Genomic DNA, 15,997 nt, shown 5'->3' with positions numbered 1-15,997 from the left:
GTGATTAGGACGACAAAATAGCGCACCCGAACAGGCACAGCCAAAACACGTCATATCCTTAATATACAGACAATTATGGGGATGCCATGCCATTGGGGCCACTTGCAAGCAAAGGGGCAAAAGACATTGCATATACGCCATCTCGTCCGTACTGTACGCACAATGATAAAAACAGAATCTGGGCGGCAGCATGGCCGCACGGATTTTTGTGGACCGGGCCGGTGATATTGGGTTGGGGGCTCAAATCAAACGGCGATGTAAAACTACCAGACACTCTTGCGAGGAGGGGCGTGTGGCCGTTGAGAAACAAGACCATCATGTCGCATTCCGACCGCCTGCACCAAACCAGCGATGCTGCCCCGCATGACCCTTTGACAGACACCTCCGGCGGCATGCGCACGGATCTGCCTTTATCCATTTTGCCTGACCGGCTGGATGAAGACGCACATTACAGCATTCTGGAAGAAAAAATTGGCATGGCTGCCAAGGGGCTGCGCTGGGGCAGCCTTATCCATGTGGTTCTGGCGCTGATTCTTTATGGCGTGTTCGCCCAATATAACCCGATCGAGAATTTTGGCTATTGGGCTCTTGGCTTGACGGCGGCAGCCTTGATCCGTTCTCTTGCCTGCTGGTGGTATTGCGCCACCAAACCCGATATAAGAATTGGCCAGATCATCCATATCGTCAGCGGCCTTCTGGTTGGCACCATATGGGGACTGTTGCCGGTTCTTTTCTTCTCGGACAGCAGCCTGCAACAACAGGTTTTGATGTCCTTCGCCCTTGGCGGCATCAGCGTCGGCGCGCTGGTGGTTTCCGGCTATTATCCGCCGTCTTTTTACGCCTTGTGCCTGCCCTCCTTGGTACCTTTGATCGTAATGATCTTTGCGCAAAATTCCGTGCAATATACCGGCATGGGCCTGATGCTGATCGTTTTTCTGGCCACCATCCTCATTCTGGGGACCAGCTTCGGGCGCACTTTGGCAAATCTTTTGGAATTACAGATCTCCCGCACCAATCTTTTGACGCGGCTGCAAGAAAACAGCGAAATCCTCTCCGCCGCCTTGAAAGCCGGGCATGATACCTTTGCCATGTTCGACGAGAATGACCGGCTGGTGATCTGGAATCGCAGCTTTGCCGAAAATATCTCGCCATTGGCCGGGCCATTGAAAGTGGGCATTACCTTTTCGCATTTGATCAAGGTGGGCGCCCAGACACGGGGCATCGCGGCAGGCAAAGAAGAAGACAGCGCTTGGTATAAGCACCGCATGGAGCTGCATACCCAGCCCGGATCGACCCTTGAAACCAGTATCGGTGACCGGTGGTTCCTGGTGCAAGAAGTGCGCACGCCCACCGGCCATTCGGTGGTTACACATACGGATATCTCTGCCATCAAACAGCGCGAAAGACAGTTGCGCGATTCCGAAGCGGCCAAAGCGGGCATCGTACAGGCGGCACTGGACGGGGTGATCACCGTCGATGAAACCGGAACGGTTATCGATTTCAACGATGCCGCCGCAACCATCTTCGGCTGGAGCCCAAGCGAGGTCATTGGACGATCCGTTCTGGACACCGTGATCCCCGACCACGCCAAACCCCTTTTCGCAAAGGGCGTAACGGAAGCGCTGGCAGGGGGGAAAAGACCCTATGTCGGGCGGCGCACGGAAATTACGGCACAAAGGCGCGATGGAACCCGCTTCCCCGCGGAATTGAGTTTGGTAGAAGTGCACACCGAACGCGGGCGCCTGTTTACCGGCTTTGTGCGCGACATTTCCACCCGTCTTGAAGCCGAACGCCGCTTGCGCGATGCCCGCGATGAAGCCCAGGCGGCTTCTCGCGCCAAATCGGATTTTCTCGCCACCATCAGCCACGAAATTCGCACGCCAATGAACGGGGTTCTGGGGGCGCTTGATCTTTTGCTGGAAGACGGGCTCGACCCCAATCAGGAAAGACTGGCGGCAACGGCACGGGATGCCAGCCAGGCTTTGCGGGTTTTGCTTGATGATCTTCTGGATTACTCCCGCATCGAAGCGGGCAAGCTGGCCATATCTCCCACAAGTTTTTCCCCGGCGAGCCTGATTGATACATGTTGCGATATTTTTGCCGCCCAAGCGCAAGCAAAAGGTCTGACCTTTGGATGTTCAAGCGAAGGGGAAATTCCGGCCTTGATCAGCGGCGACAAATCGCGCTTGCGGCAAATGCTGTTGAACCTGATCAGCAATGCCATGAAATTCACCCCCCAAGGCCATGTGCATGTGCTGGTAAAACGGTTGGCCGGTGATGAGGGCTTTTGCATCTTGCGGTTTGAAGTCAGCGATAGCGGCATTGGCATCTCTCCCGCTTTCGGTGAAAAGATCTTCTCCAAATTCAGCCAGGCAGACCCTGCCAATTCCCGCCGCCATGGCGGATCGGGCCTTGGCCTTGCCATTGTCAAAGGGCTGGTGGAATTGATGGGCGGGAGTGTCGATTTTGAAAGCACGCCGGGGAAAGGCAGCCGTTTCTGGTGCGACCTGCCGTTTCTGGTGACGCAGGAAAACAGCGCTGCCCCCTCTGAACAGGATAAAGCCGACAGCGATTTCATCGGCAAGCCCAGTTCGTCCGATCTGGCACAAACCAAAATCATGGTGGTGGATGACAGCGCCGCCAATCGCCTTGTCACCAGCGAAATCCTGCGGCGTGCAGGCGCTTTGGTTCTGGAAGCGGATAGCGGCCCCGATGCCTTGAAACAGCTTGACGCGGGCATGGTCGATCTGGTGCTGATGGATATTTCCATGCCCGGCATGGATGGCATCGAAACCACAGAAACATTACGCAAGCTCGGCCATCGCACTTTGCCGGTCATCGCCCTGACGGCACAGGCTGGCGCAGAAGCCAAATCACAGTTTCAGGCATTGGGCTTTGATGCCTTCCTGCCAAAACCCATCGACCGCGAAACCCTTATTGCCACGGCGGAAGCCTTGATCCGGGGACGGCATCTCCCCGCCCTCCCTCAACAATCGCCCGGAGAAGAAACGATCGTGGAAGCGCTGGATCAGGCAGCCCTGGACCGTATGGGGACCGAAGTCGGATCAGATCTATTGCAGCATTTGATCAATACATTTGTCGATGAAGCGGGCCAAAGACGAAGCGCCATTGCCGAAGCTGCCAAACAATCGGACTATGACAGCCTTCAAATCAACGCCCATGCCCTGAAAAGTGCGGCGTCCACCTTCGGGGCCAATCGCCTGTCCGCCGAGGCCGCCGCTTTGGAACATTTAAGCCAAACCCGTGACATGTCTGCCATCACCAAGGCCATTGCGCTGCTGCAAAAAGAAATGGACAGCGCCTTGCCCCAATTACAGGCCTATCGCGCCGCACAGATAGAAACCAGCCATCCATAGCGGGGCCAAAGGCTGATCCGCATCAATCCGGCTGGTTGGCCTCAAGGGATTTTTCCCACTGGAAGGCGGTGCCGATGATGGTATCAAGCTGATCCCATTTCGGGGCCCAGCCCACCTGTTCGCGTAACCGGCTAGCATCGGAAATAAGCGCGGGCGGATCGCCGGGACGGCGCGGCGCATCATCCACCTGCAGCCTGCGTCCAGAGGCCTTTTCCATGGCGGCCAGAACCTCGCGCACCGAATAGCCGCGCCCATAGCCGCAATTAAACAGGCCAAGTGGCCCATTTTCAGGGCGTGCCAGCCAATCCAGCACATCCACATGGGCCTGCGCCAGATCCGACACATGGATATAATCCCGCACACAGGTGCCATCGGGCGTATCATAATCCGTGCCGAACACCTGCATCCGGGAGCGCTTTCCGGTGGCAAGTTCACTGGCGACCTTGATCAGATGGGTGGCATTTTTGGTGCGCTGGCCGGTGCGGGCCTGTGGATCGGCCCCCGCCACATTGAAATAGCGCAGGATCGCTACTTTGAAGCCGGGATAGGCCGCCACCGCATCTTGCAACATCTGCTCGGTCATCAATTTCGACCAGCCATAGGGATTGATAGGCTGCGTCGGGGTCTCTTCGCTGACCGCCATCACATCGGGCACACCATAGGTGGCCGCTGTGGAAGAAAACACAAAGCGTTCGATGCCTGCCTTGATGGCCGTCTCCAAAAGCGCCCGGCTGGCCGCCGTGTTATTGCCGTAATATTTCAATGGATCGGCCACCGATTCTTCCACCCGGACATAGCCTGCAAAATGCAAGATATCGCGGATGGCATATTTTTCCAGAAGGGCCGAAACGGCTTCCCCGTCGGCAATATCCGCCACCACCAAAGGCACCCCGTCGGGCACCGCTTCCCGCACGCCATTGGACAAATTATCCAAAACCACAAGATCGTGGCCCGCATCGCGCAAAGCCAGAACCGCGTGGCTGCCAATATAGCCCGCGCCGCCGGTAACCAAAATCGGTGATGCCATCACATACCCTCTATACAAACCCCACAGCCCCCATCATGACGCCGGGGCACAAGAGAGGCAATAAGAGCAGTATCTGGGATTAGCAAATCCCTGCCATCCACTGGCCCGCATGATCAAGGGCCGGGACCACATCTTTCATCACCCGGCCAAAGCCCAAAAAGCCATGCGGTTGTTTGGGCCAGCATTTATAATGCACCGGCACGCCAGCAGCTTTTAGGCGGTCGCGGTAATCATCCACTTCTTCTTTCAAAGGGTCGCGGCCCGCAGCCAGAATATAGCTGGGCGGCAAGATCGAAAAATCCGGAGCGAAAAGAGGCGAGAAATTAGGGTCCGACAAATCCCCATCCGCCCCAACAACCATCTGGCGAAACGCATCGATGCCGCGCCGTTCCAAAGCCCCAAGGCCGCCGCGCATCTCACGGAACAACCGGGCGCGGGTAAGATCCGTCGCCGGATAAAACAACATCTGCCCCGCAGGCGATTTGCCCGTTTCCGCCAACAAGCGCGCCAATACGGCAGCAATGGTACCCCCTGCGCTATCCCCCGCCAAAATCAGGCGCTCGGGATTTGCGCCATGGGCCCTGGCCCGATGCCGCGCCCTTAACGCCACCGCCATGGCATCTTCCAATGCGGCGGGCCACGGATGTTCGGGGGCCAAGCGATAGTCCACCGACAGCACCACCGCTTTCCCCGCATTGGCCAGCCGCCGGGTCAGACCATCATGGGTATCGATGGACCCGGCCACAAAGCCGCCCCCATGAAAATAGACCACCAAAGGCGCATCGGCCGTGGCCCCAAGTCCGCGATAAAGGCGCACCGGAATCGAACGGTTGCCATCGGGCACCGACAACATACGGGTTTCGGCAACGGGTATATTTTCCGCTTCCAGCAAACCGGCCGCCCCACGCCCCAATGAACGCAAGGCCCGCACGGTAAGACCCGACAGGCCCAGCTTGCCTGTCCAATCCGTAGAGCCATCCGCCATATCACCGGAGGGAGAGTCCCCAAGTCCCAACCGATCCATCATGCCATAAAGACCCCACGGATCGTCGTCTTGATGGTTTTTACCCTTCCTCATCGTCATGGTCCTATCTTTCCTGGTGCTTCACCAATCCGGTTGCGCACCAGCCATGGATAACAGAGCGCAAGGCCAAGACCGCGCAGGGCAAGGAAAATCATCATAGCGCCCCATAATCCATGATTGCCAAAGCGTGGCACCAACACCAACAAGGCCACAGCATAAACCGCAAAGGCAAGGATCATGGTCCACATCATGGCCGCGGTTTTGGTAGCACCGATAAAAATACCGTCAAACTGATAGCTCCACACCGCAATTACCGGCATCACAATCAACCAATGCAGAAAGCCCATGGCCAAGGCACGGATCTGGGCAATATCCGTAAAGCTGCGGATGATTGCCTCCCCCGCGATCCAGAAAATCACACTATAAAGCACCGCCAAGGCCAAAGCCCATAAAGTGGTCAGGCGCACCATCTGGCGTAAAGCCGCCTGATCATGGCGGCCCACCGCCATCCCGACCAGCGCTTCCGCGGCATAGGCGATGCCATCCAACCCAAAGGATGTCAGCATCAAAAACTGGATCAGAACCTGATTGGTGGACAAGACAGTGCTGCCCAAGGCGGCGCTATTGCGCCACAAAAGCGCAAAAGCCAGCAGCAAAAACAGGGTGCGCATAAAGATAAAACCGTTTACCGACATCAGCTTGGCAAAGGCCGATAGATGCCAGAAAGCGCGGTCTTTCGCCGCCAAAAGAAGGGCCGGGCCGCCAAGCAAGCGCATGGCCACAAACACCGCCAAAGCTGCCGCCACCACTTCCGCTGCAAGGCTGGCAACAGCCGCCCCTTCCATGCCGAAGCCAAGCACATTCACCAAATAAACCGTAAGGGCTGCATTACCCAGATTGAGCATCAGCTCGATCAGCAAAGCCAGCCTTGTGCGCTGTATCCCCACCAGATAGCCAATCACCGTCACCCGAAGCAAAATCGCCGGAGCCGCCCAGATGCGGATCAGGCAATAGCGCAAGGCAAGCTCGGCTTCCATAGCCTCCGGGTTCAAAAGTGCGAACAGCCCATGAAGGATAGGCGTTTGCAGCACAAGCACAGCCCCCGCAAAGCCCAGCCCCAAAACCACCGAGCGCAAAACAATGCGTAACAGCCGCGCCTCATCCCCCGCCCCGTGGGCCTGCGCCACAAGGCCGGTTGTGCCCATGCGCAAAAAGCCAAAGCTCCAATACACAAAATGGAAGATGAACGCCCCGACCGCGATGGCCGCAAGATAGGCCGGATCAGGCAGGTGCCCCAGCGCCCATGTATCCACGACCCCCACCAAAGGTCCGGAAATATTGGCCGCGATGGCCGGTGCGGCAATGCGCCAGATACGCCTGTTGGGATGGGGATCACGGGCCGTCAAAGAAGCAGACACAACAATACCCATCCCTTTAAAAACCGAATCGCCTTGCCAAAAAGGGGGGCTGATCCTGTTATGCCCTTTGAAAACGACCGCTTTTTACGCAGTCGCACTCTGTCCATGCGAATCATAAATCGCCTGATCGGGCAGGCAAGGATTTTGCCATAAGGCCACAAAGCCCCCTATCCCGCGCCAGATTGCCACATATCGGCCCGATCTTGCGTTCTATAATGCAGCTTCAATGCCTCTTGCCACAGTGGGTGCCAGAGGGGTATTCAGCAGAGAAGACCTGCAGACAAGCCTATACGCCTTGATATAGGGCGTGGTGAACAAGTTTGGCTTGCCTAAAACATAAGGGGCGATTGCTTGTGCAATGGCGCTGGCTGTCTTAAGTGCAGGGAGAGGAGCCACCCTTTTTCGGGCATGGCTCATCGACAAAGAGGGGAAAGGTCGGATGTGACAGGTCCACTTTCCAGACCGATAGGACAGGCCCGCCCAGAACCGGGACTGCGGTGAACGGTACAGGCTGTAACATGCCTTGCCGGATATGAAGGACGACGAACAGATCATGGACACATTCAATAGCACCGACCGCCTTGAGGCGCTCGATAGCGTGGTCGTGCGGTTTGCCGGTGATTCCGGCGACGGCATGCAACTCACCGGAAGCCAATTCACCACGTCTACGGCGCTCGCCGGGAACGATCTTTCGACCTTTCCGGATTTCCCCGCCGAAATCCGCGCCCCTGCGGGCACCACATTCGGTGTGTCCGCCTTCCAGATCAATTTCGGCTCCGATACCGTGCTCACCGCCGGAGACGATCCCGATGTGCTGGTGGCGATGAACCCTGCGGCGCTGAAAGTGAATTTGGAAACGGTGCGCGAAGGCGGCATGGTGGTGATCGACACCGGAGCCTTTTCCACCCGTAATCTGCAAAAAGCCGGGTTCGACACCAATCCTTTGGAAACGCCCTTGCTCGACCCTTATCGGGTTTTGAAGTTCGACATTTCCAAACTGACACTCGAATCGGTCAAGGACTTCGGCCTGTCCAACAAAGAAGCCCTGCGCTGCAAAAACATGTGGACGCTGGGACTGATGCTCTGGATGTTCAGCCGCCCCCGCGCTGCGGTGATCAAATGGCTGGAAACCAAATTTGCCAAAGTTCCCAATATCCGTGATGCCAATATCGCCGCTTTGAATGCCGGCCATGCCTTTGGCGACACCTCCGAGCTTGGGGCGTCTTTCAAGCGGTACCGGGTAGACCGGGCACAGGCGCAACCGGGCGAATATCGCACCGTCACCGGCAGTCAGTCGCTTGCCTGGGGCATTGCCGCTGCAGGCCAACTGGCCGAGCTGCCCATCATGTTCGGCTCTTATCCCATCACCCCCGCCTCGCCTTTGCTGCACGAATTGTCGCGCATGAAAGAATTTGGCGTCATGACCTTTCAAGCGGAAGATGAAATCGCCGCCATCTGTTCGGCCATTGGCGCATCTTTTGCCGGATCTTTGGGGGTTACGTCCAGTTCGGGGCCGGGCATTGCCTTGAAGTCCGAAGCCTTGGGATTGGCAATTTCCACCGAACTGCCCTTGCTGGTAGTCAATTCCCAGCGCGGCGGCCCATCTACCGGTTTGCCGACAAAAACCGAACAATCCGATCTTTATCAGGCGGTTTATGGCCGCAATGGCGATGCACCCCTGCCGGTGATCGCCTCTTCAACGCCGGGCGATTGCTTTGAAGTGGCCATTGAAGCCACCCGTTTGGCGCTGAAATATATGACCCCGGTGATGCTGCTAACCGATGGCTATATCGCCAATGCCGCCGAACCGTGGAAATTGCCGGATATGGCCGATTTCCCATCCATTGCGGTTAAGCAAAAAGACCGGCCCGATGAAGATGGCCCGTTCAATGCCTATTCCCGCGACCCGGAAACTCTGGCGCGCCCTTGGGCGGTGCCGGGCACACCGGGGCTGGAACATCGGATCGGCGGCATCGAAAAGTCCACCGAAACCGGCCATATTTCCTATGATCCCGCCAATCATCAGCGGATGAGCGATCTGCGCGCCGACAAGATCAACCGCATCGCACAGGATATACCCGAACAGTCGGTGGCCTATGGCACAGACTCCGGAAAACTGGCAGTTGTGGGCTGGGGCTCCACCTTTGGGCCCATCGATCAGGCGGTGCGCCGCGCCCGTGCCGAAGGTTTGGATGTAAGCCATATCCATATTCGCCACATTCATCCCTTCCCGGCCAATCTGGGGGCGCTTTTGGCCCGCTATGACCGCGTGATTGTCGCGGAAATGAATATGGGGCAATTGATCACCGTGCTGCGCGATCGCTTCTTGCTCGATGCGCGCTCTGTCACCAAAGTTTCCGGCCAGCCCTTCAAGATCCGCGAATTGCTCGATGTGATCCATGAAGAGCTCAATACCGCAATCTCCAAAGCGGCGGAGTAAATCACATGAACAAGCCTGTTGGACATTTGACCGCCAAAGACTTTGCTTCCGATCAAGAAGTGCGTTGGTGCCCCGGTTGCGGTGACTATGCCATCTTGAAATGCATGCAACGCACCCTGCCCGAATTGGGGGCCACACCGGCCAATACCGTGTTTGTTTCCGGTATCGGCTGCTCGTCGCGCTTTCCTTATTATATGGCCACTTATGGTTTCCATACCATCCATGGCCGGGCGCCCGCCGTGGCCACGGGGGTAAAGCTTGCCAATCCCGATCTGGATGTGTGGCTGATCACCGGCGATGGCGATGGCCTATCCATTGGTGGCAACCATCTGATGCACACATTGCGCCGTAATGTGGATCTCAATATCCTGTTGTTCAACAACGAGATTTACGGCCTCACCAAAGGCCAGTATTCCCCCACATCACGGGCTGGCACCCGCTCGCCTTCCACACCTTATGGGTCGTTGGACCGGCCTTTGGACCCGGCCGCATTCGCCCTTGGGTCCGGTGCGCGTTTTGTGGCCCGCACCATCGATACGGCGCAAAAGCACATGCCAGAGATTTTCAAACGCGCACATGCCCATAAAGGCGCAAGCTTTGTGGAAATCTTCCAGAACTGCATCGTTTATAATGACGGCGTGTTCAATGATTTCACCGAAAAATCGGTGCTGGCCGACCGCACATTGAATGTGCGCCACGGCGAGCCGATGATTTTCGGCAAAAACCGCGACAAGGGTCTGGTTTTCGATCAGAAAACCTTCAAGCTCAAAGTTGCGACCATTGGCGAAGACGGCATCAGCGAAAGCGATATTCTGGTGCATGATGAAACCAACAGCACCTTGGCGCATTTGCTGGCAACCCTAAGCCCGCCCGACTTCCCCATGGTGATCGGCGTGATTTATTGCGCACCATCTTCCAGCTATGAGCGCGACATGACGGCGCAAATGGAAGCGGTAAAGGCCGAACATGGCGCGCCCGATATCAACGCCTATCTGCGTCGGGGCTATACATGGACCGTAGAATAAGCGCCTAGGATGCTTTTTCTCCACCCATATCAAACACCGTGATACCGTTCCGTATCGCGGTGTTTTTGTGCCATTTCGCCCGCGATCATAAAAAACCGTGAAATCGGTGCCGTTTTGGCGCAGGGTTTCGACAGGCTTTTGCGTATCACCCCTAAAGAGGCTGGCTTGACACGAAATATACCGACAGGCACGGCCGGCGAGGATGCGGCAATTCAAGTGGAGGCGTCCGACGAAGTGTTGATGGCGCGGATCGCTGCTGGTGATGAACAGGCTTTTTCTCAGCTTGTGACCCGCCATGCAGATCGGTTTTTGGGCTTGGCTCAACGGATGTTGGGCAATCGCGACGAGGCCCAAGATGCGCTTCAGGACGCCTTCAGCCGCTTATGGCTAAAAGCAAGCCAGTTCGACCCGAAAGCGGCGCGTTTTACCACATGGTTTTACCGTGTGGTGACCAATGGCTGTCTGGATCGGTTGCGTAAACCGCGTCCTTTGGCTTTGGCCGAAGACTGGGATACCGCCGATGACAGCGCGTCTGCCGACGAGATCATGGAGAAGCGGCAGCATGGGGATGCCGTTCGGGCGGCTTTAAAAACACTTCCCGAGCGACAAAGGCTTGCCTTGAGTCTGTGTTATTTCGACGAATTGAGTAATCAGGAGGCTGCCGAGATCATGAAGATAAGCATCAAGGCGCTGGAATCTATACTGGTTCGGGGGCGGCGCGCTTTACGCAGCCACTTTATGAAGGGGCGTCATTGAGATGAGCCAGATGACACAAGAACGGTTTGAACAGATCGTCTCCGCCTATGGGGCGGATATGCGCCGCTGGCCATCGGCCGAGCGCGCCGATGCGGCTGCCTTTCTTGCACAGAATGAAACGCTGGATGTGGTGGCAAAGGCCCAAACACTGGATCATTTTCTGGATAGCGAAACGCCTTGCGCCCCGGCATCCCCCGATTTTTTGCAAAGCCTGATGGCCATCCCCCGAAAGACCCGGACCGACATCTTGCAAGACGGCCGCTATGGGGGCTTTGCCGCACAGCCCGCTGGCTGGCAAACAGCGTTCAAGAACCGTCCCCGTATGGCGATCTATGCGCCTTCCACCGCCTTTGTTGTGGCCATGATTATGGGCTTGTGGTTTGGCGCATCCAATTGGGTGGGAACGCCGGAAACTGTGGATCTCACCCCCTATCTGATGGGCAGTGATATTGCATTTTATGAGGATAGCGAAGAATGACCACCGGCCTGCCCAAATGGAACATCGTTCTGATGGTGTTTTTGGCCCTGTCTTTGGCGGCCAATGTGTTTTTTGGCAGTGTGTTTGCAGGCCATGCCCTGTTCGGCCCTGACCGCCAAGACCATCAGGAAACAAAAGACAACCGGGGCGATCGTTATAGCCTGCGCCTTGAATTGCGGGCATTGAACGCCGCCTTGTCGGATGAAGCCCGCAAGCCTTTGCGCGAAGAATTGCGCCAGACAAAGCGGAATCTGCATACACAAATCGACGATCTTCATCAAATCCGGCGGGAAATCCGCACGCTTTTGGCGGCTCCCCAGCTGGATGAACCCGCCCTGTCCGACGCCTTCGAACGGCTCAATACGGCCCTATCGGATCTTCAACGTCCCTTGCAGGGCATTATCGTCCGGTCCGCCAGCCGCATGACCCCGCATGAACGGGCGGAAATGGCCCGTGCCTTGGCCCGGAAAAGCGGCGACCGCAAGGAAGACAAAGCCCTTGGCCATAAGCAGCAAGACAAAAGGGACCAAGAGCGCGACTAAAGCCCCGCTCTCCCGCAATGCTTTCCCCCGGTTCTGGAGGGAAGTCCGTCTCTAGAACGCCTCTTCCCATGCCCCGCGCGTGGCCGCTTTGGAATATTCCGTCGAACGGTTTTCAAAGAAATTGGTGTGCTCCACAGCGTTCAGCATGATGTCGAGCCACGGCAACGGATTATCATCCACATGAAACACCGGGTCCAGACCAAGCTGCATCAGGCGGCGGTCGGCAATATAGCGGATATAGCGTTTCACATCGTCTGCCGTTAGCCCTTCCACCGGGCCCAGCGCAAAGGCCAGATCCACAAAGGCTTCTTCATGGGTGACGATGGTATGGCAAATATCGGTCAATTCCTTACGGAAATCGGCGGTCCAAAGCTCGGGATTTTCCGATACCCACGTCCGGAACAGCTTGATCACGCTATCGCAATGCAGGCTTTCATCGCGCACCGACCAGCTGATGATCTGACCCATCCCCTTCATTTTATTGAAGCGCGGGAAGTTCAGCAGCATGGCAAAGCTGGCAAACAACTGAAGCCCTTCGGTAAAGGCCCCGAACACGGCCAGCGTCAAGGCCACATCACGCGGGCTATCGGTGTTGAAGCGCTTCATATAATCATATTTGTCCTTCATTTCCTTATAATGAAGGAAGGCCGAATATTCTTCTTCGGGCATGCCGATGGTATCGAGCAAATGGCTGTAAGCTGCGATATGCACCGTTTCCATATTGGAAAACGCCGCCAGCATCATCTGCACTTCGGTGGGTTTGAAGATCTGGGCATAATGCTTCATATAGCAATTGTTCACCTCGATATCCGATTGGGTGAAAAACCGGAAAATCTGGGTCAGCAAATTGCGTTCGCTTTCGGACAGGCGATGCCGCCAATCCTTCACATCTTCTGCCAAAGGAACTTCTTCGGGCAGCCAGTGGATGCGCTGTTGCGTCAACCAGGCCTGATAGGCCCAAGGATAGCGGAACGGTTTATAGGCAAGGCGTTCTTCAACAAGAGACATGCGATACTTTCTTCTTAGCCATGAGCATGGAAGGCATTGGCAACAGCCACCGAAATGGTCAACAGGCAGTCATAAAGGGTCTGCATCGGATCAATCAAACGCTGATTGATTCCAGAATAATTGGCCGCCGTTTCATCGGGATAATCCGAAGATTCCGCAAGATTATAATCATCCGCACTGGGGGCCGCATCGGGATAGGCTTCCCGCAAAGAGGCCAACGCTTCGGGAATGCGCAGCTCGAACACCAATTCCATAATATCTTCACGGCTGATATCATTGCGCGAGGAAAAGCGCGGAATACGCGCCGCCTGCAAGAAAAGATGCTGGATCAGCGCAATACGCACCGCGTGCAACAAGGCCAGAAAATCGCGCTCGCCCGCTTCTAAAACCTGAATGTCCTCGCCGGTTTCCCCAAGCAAGCGATGCAACAGCAATTCATCGATGCGCAACCGCGTGGCCAGCTCCAGCGTTTCACCATAGCGATCATCATGTTCCAATTGATCCGCCAGATAAAGGCACGGCTCGGTCAGATGTTTTTGATCCTTGCCATGGGGGCGCGAGGCCCAATAACCGCCATCAAACAAAGCCCCATAGGCAATCATGGTGCGCAGGCTGGCGCGGGTCCGGCTGGCAACCACCATATCCATCAGATCGCCAAAGCGCGGGCTGTCTTGTCGCCAATCGGTAAAGGGTTCCAGACTTTTACGGGTGGCCTGCCCGATGCCGCCCAGCACATTCACCGGATAGCCAAGCTGCTGCAGCACCGCATTATGGGGAATCGCGCGCACTTTCGATAGATCCGAACGTTCCCCCGACCCGACTTCAAATTGCCGCCGCGCCTTTCGGGACCCGGTGGACTTGAGCAAAGACAGGCCAAAGGCCGACAAGGTACGGTGATACGCCCCCGACCCCATCAGCGATTCCTGAAAGCGCATCACCTGCCGGAAAAAATCCAGCGTGATATCGGGCGATTCGTAAAAACGATCCTGATCGGTGCGCTCCATACGCGCAGGCAAGCCTGCACGGTGCTCCAGAATACGGGAAAACAGGGCAAGAGCCAGACCGGGGGTGGCAAACCACAAATATCCGTCGCCCCCCTGAAAGCTGGTTTCATGGCGCAGCTTCAACCCCCGATCGGCAAAACATTTACGCGCCCAGGGGGACAAGACATGATCCAGCCGCGCCCGCATGGACCCGGGATGCGCCCCGCGCCCCATGGATTCACCATGGGTATTGAAAATCAGACATTCCAGATCGCCCAGCCCATGGATTTCCACTAGCCGCGCCATATTGGCCTGAAGCCGCTCGATGGATAGGGATGCAGGGATCTGGCCAATAAACCGCCCGGCATCGGAAAAGCCGGTCTGGATACTTATCCGGCCACGCATTTTCACCGCTTTGCGATAGGCTGGCTGGCTGAACAGAACATCGAGAAAACGCTCGCCACCTTCAAGGGCGGGGGGCGTTTCGAACAAAGGCGATACATCCACATGCTCGTCCACCCCGAACAGACGCGCCAGATAAATAGCCGCCAACACGGTAGAGGGGCGTTCACATTCAGCGATCAACAGCCGGATATCCGAGTCCGCATCAATATGTTTAACGAACTGCGCAATGGTCAGAAACTGCCGTACCGCCGTGGTGGTTTCCATGGCAAGGGCGGCGAAATTCACCGCCAATGGCGCTTCTTCCTCATAGAGTTCGTTCAGGCGGATAAGAGCGGATCGGCTGGCCAGATCCACCGCTTCATCTCGATCGAGCCTGCGCCGCACGGCATTGTGCAATTGCGTGGCATTCATGCGGAAATGAACCCGCCCCGCGCCCAGCCCAAAGTTATCCATCCGCATTGCAAGCAGCGCTAGATCCACAGCACAAGCCGCATCGGGATGGTCCGCAACAAGGCGGCGCAAGCGCGCACTCACCGGCTTTAGGGCAATCAATCGGCCATGACCGGGATCGGTCAACCAATTTGCCGCCTCGGCCAATCCATCAGTGGTTTCAAGCGGACCATCGAACAAGCTGCGGGCTTTTTCCGTATGGGCCCGCGCTGCCTCGAGCTGTCCGGCAATTTCATCAAGAACTTTTAAAAGCGCAACCGGCGCGTCCTGACGGTCCACAGCCGCCAAATCCTCAAGATACCAGCCAAGTTGCCGGTCTTTTTCCAAAAGGCGCAGGCGCACGCAATCGGCCCAGCCAATATCGGTGCGGCCATCCATATCATAGCCAACCCAGCTCGCCAGATCGAATGGCATTGGACGCAACTGCGTCCAATCATCCGGAAAATGGCGGCGGGCCGCATCAAAGACCAAACGACAGATGGTGCCATGGGCCTTACGGGCATTGCGGATCGCATCCAGAACCTTATGATGCTCATCCCCCAGCGTGATGCCACCCGCTTGTGGATCATCCTCCGGCTCGCAAGCCTGTCCGGTCACCCCTTCGATCAAACGGGCCGTTTCGCCGCCCGATAATAAAAAAGTGGGATGAGCTGTAAACACACAGCCCACAGCCGGATGCTCCCACCGGGCCGCAAATTGTTCGAAATCGGACTCTTCGGCATCGGCGTCCAGCAAAGCGCGTAATCGCGCCTCATTGTCTTCACCGGACAAAGGTTCCAGCATGGACCGCATCCATCCGGCGCGATCTTCCAAAGAACGATCCAGTAAATGCGAACACAGGCGGCACAAATCCCCGCGAGACAATGTCCCTGTTTCCATGCGCGCCGAAAGATCGCAGGCCAGCCGCCAGATGGGATTGAAGCCGGGATCTTCCGCCCGGCGCAAACGCAACTCCTCCAGCCGCGCCAGAAGGCGGTCTTCCAGTTCAGAGTCCGCAGGACACGGAGCGCTTGATATATCGGCGGAGGCCATAAACTGTCTTATCCTTGATGTGATCCACAGGC

Annotated in this window: 11 protein-coding genes; 6 read left to right on the top strand and 5 right to left on the bottom strand. The window is 56.6% G+C overall.

Features of this window, described 5'->3' with window-relative positions:
- Positions 1-317 precede the first annotated feature (317 nt).
- Entirely contained in the window at positions 318-3,377 is a 3,060-nt protein-coding gene (locus IEX96_RS04240) for a hybrid sensor histidine kinase/response regulator (RefSeq protein ID WP_188873518.1), read from the top strand.
- 22 nt (positions 3,378-3,399) lie between these two features.
- Here the strand turns inward: IEX96_RS04240 and galE are convergent, their stop codons facing one another.
- From galE to IEX96_RS04225, 3 genes are all read right to left on the bottom strand, one after another.
- On the bottom strand, positions 3,400-4,404 hold the full coding sequence (gene galE, locus IEX96_RS04235) for a UDP-glucose 4-epimerase GalE (RefSeq protein ID WP_150004391.1): 1,005 nt from the start codon (positions 4,402-4,404) through the stop codon (positions 3,400-3,402).
- A 79-nt stretch (positions 4,405-4,483) separates the two neighbouring features.
- Positions 4,484-5,488, bottom strand: coding sequence for an alpha/beta hydrolase (locus tag IEX96_RS04230; protein WP_150004390.1), 1,005 nt, complete (start codon positions 5,486-5,488; stop codon positions 4,484-4,486).
- The gene (locus IEX96_RS04225; RefSeq protein WP_188873517.1) at positions 5,485-6,846 is read right to left on the bottom strand and encodes an MATE family efflux transporter; all 1,362 of its coding nucleotides are present in this window, start codon (positions 6,844-6,846) and stop codon (positions 5,485-5,487) included. Before IEX96_RS04225 ends, IEX96_RS04230 begins: the two co-directional genes overlap by 4 nt.
- Before the next feature lie 553 nt (positions 6,847-7,399).
- Here IEX96_RS04225 and IEX96_RS04220 point away from each other — a divergent pair.
- The 5 genes from IEX96_RS04220 to IEX96_RS04200 all read left to right on the top strand — a co-directional run bounded on the left by IEX96_RS04220 (position 7,400) and on the right by IEX96_RS04200 (position 12,087).
- Entirely contained in the window at positions 7,400-9,286 is a 1,887-nt protein-coding gene (locus IEX96_RS04220) for a 2-oxoacid:acceptor oxidoreductase subunit alpha (RefSeq protein ID WP_150002739.1), read from the top strand.
- Positions 9,287-9,291: 5 nt separating this feature from the next.
- A complete protein-coding gene (locus IEX96_RS04215; RefSeq protein ID WP_150004388.1) occupies positions 9,292-10,311 on the top strand; it encodes a 2-oxoacid:ferredoxin oxidoreductase subunit beta in 1,020 nt (339 codons plus the stop codon).
- Between the two features lie 165 nt (positions 10,312-10,476).
- On the top strand, positions 10,477-11,067 hold the full coding sequence (locus IEX96_RS04210) for an RNA polymerase sigma factor (protein ID WP_150004387.1): 591 nt from the start codon (positions 10,477-10,479) through the stop codon (positions 11,065-11,067).
- Between the two features lies 1 nt (position 11,068).
- Entirely contained in the window at positions 11,069-11,545 is a 477-nt protein-coding gene (locus tag IEX96_RS04205; protein WP_150004386.1) for a hypothetical protein, read from the top strand.
- Positions 11,542-12,087 carry a periplasmic heavy metal sensor gene (locus tag IEX96_RS04200; RefSeq protein WP_188873516.1) on the top strand — a complete coding sequence of 182 codons (546 nt, stop codon included), beginning with the start codon at positions 11,542-11,544 and terminating at the stop codon, positions 12,085-12,087. The genes IEX96_RS04205 and IEX96_RS04200 overlap by 4 nt, the downstream gene beginning before the upstream one ends.
- 51 nt (positions 12,088-12,138) lie before the next feature.
- Here the strand turns inward: IEX96_RS04200 and IEX96_RS04195 are convergent, their stop codons facing one another.
- Positions 12,139-13,095, bottom strand: coding sequence for a ribonucleotide-diphosphate reductase subunit beta (locus IEX96_RS04195; protein ID WP_150004384.1), 957 nt, complete (start codon positions 13,093-13,095; stop codon positions 12,139-12,141).
- A gap of 14 nt (positions 13,096-13,109) precedes the next feature.
- Entirely contained in the window at positions 13,110-15,965 is a 2,856-nt protein-coding gene (locus tag IEX96_RS04190; RefSeq protein ID WP_188873515.1) for a phosphoenolpyruvate carboxylase, read from the bottom strand.
- Positions 15,966-15,997 lie beyond the last annotated feature (32 nt).

The sequence above is a fragment of the Iodidimonas muriae genome (assembly GCF_014647255.1).
GTDB lineage: Bacteria > Pseudomonadota > Alphaproteobacteria > Sphingomonadales > Rhodothalassiaceae > Iodidimonas > Iodidimonas muriae.
This window is presented reverse-complemented; position numbering and strand designations above follow the sequence as displayed.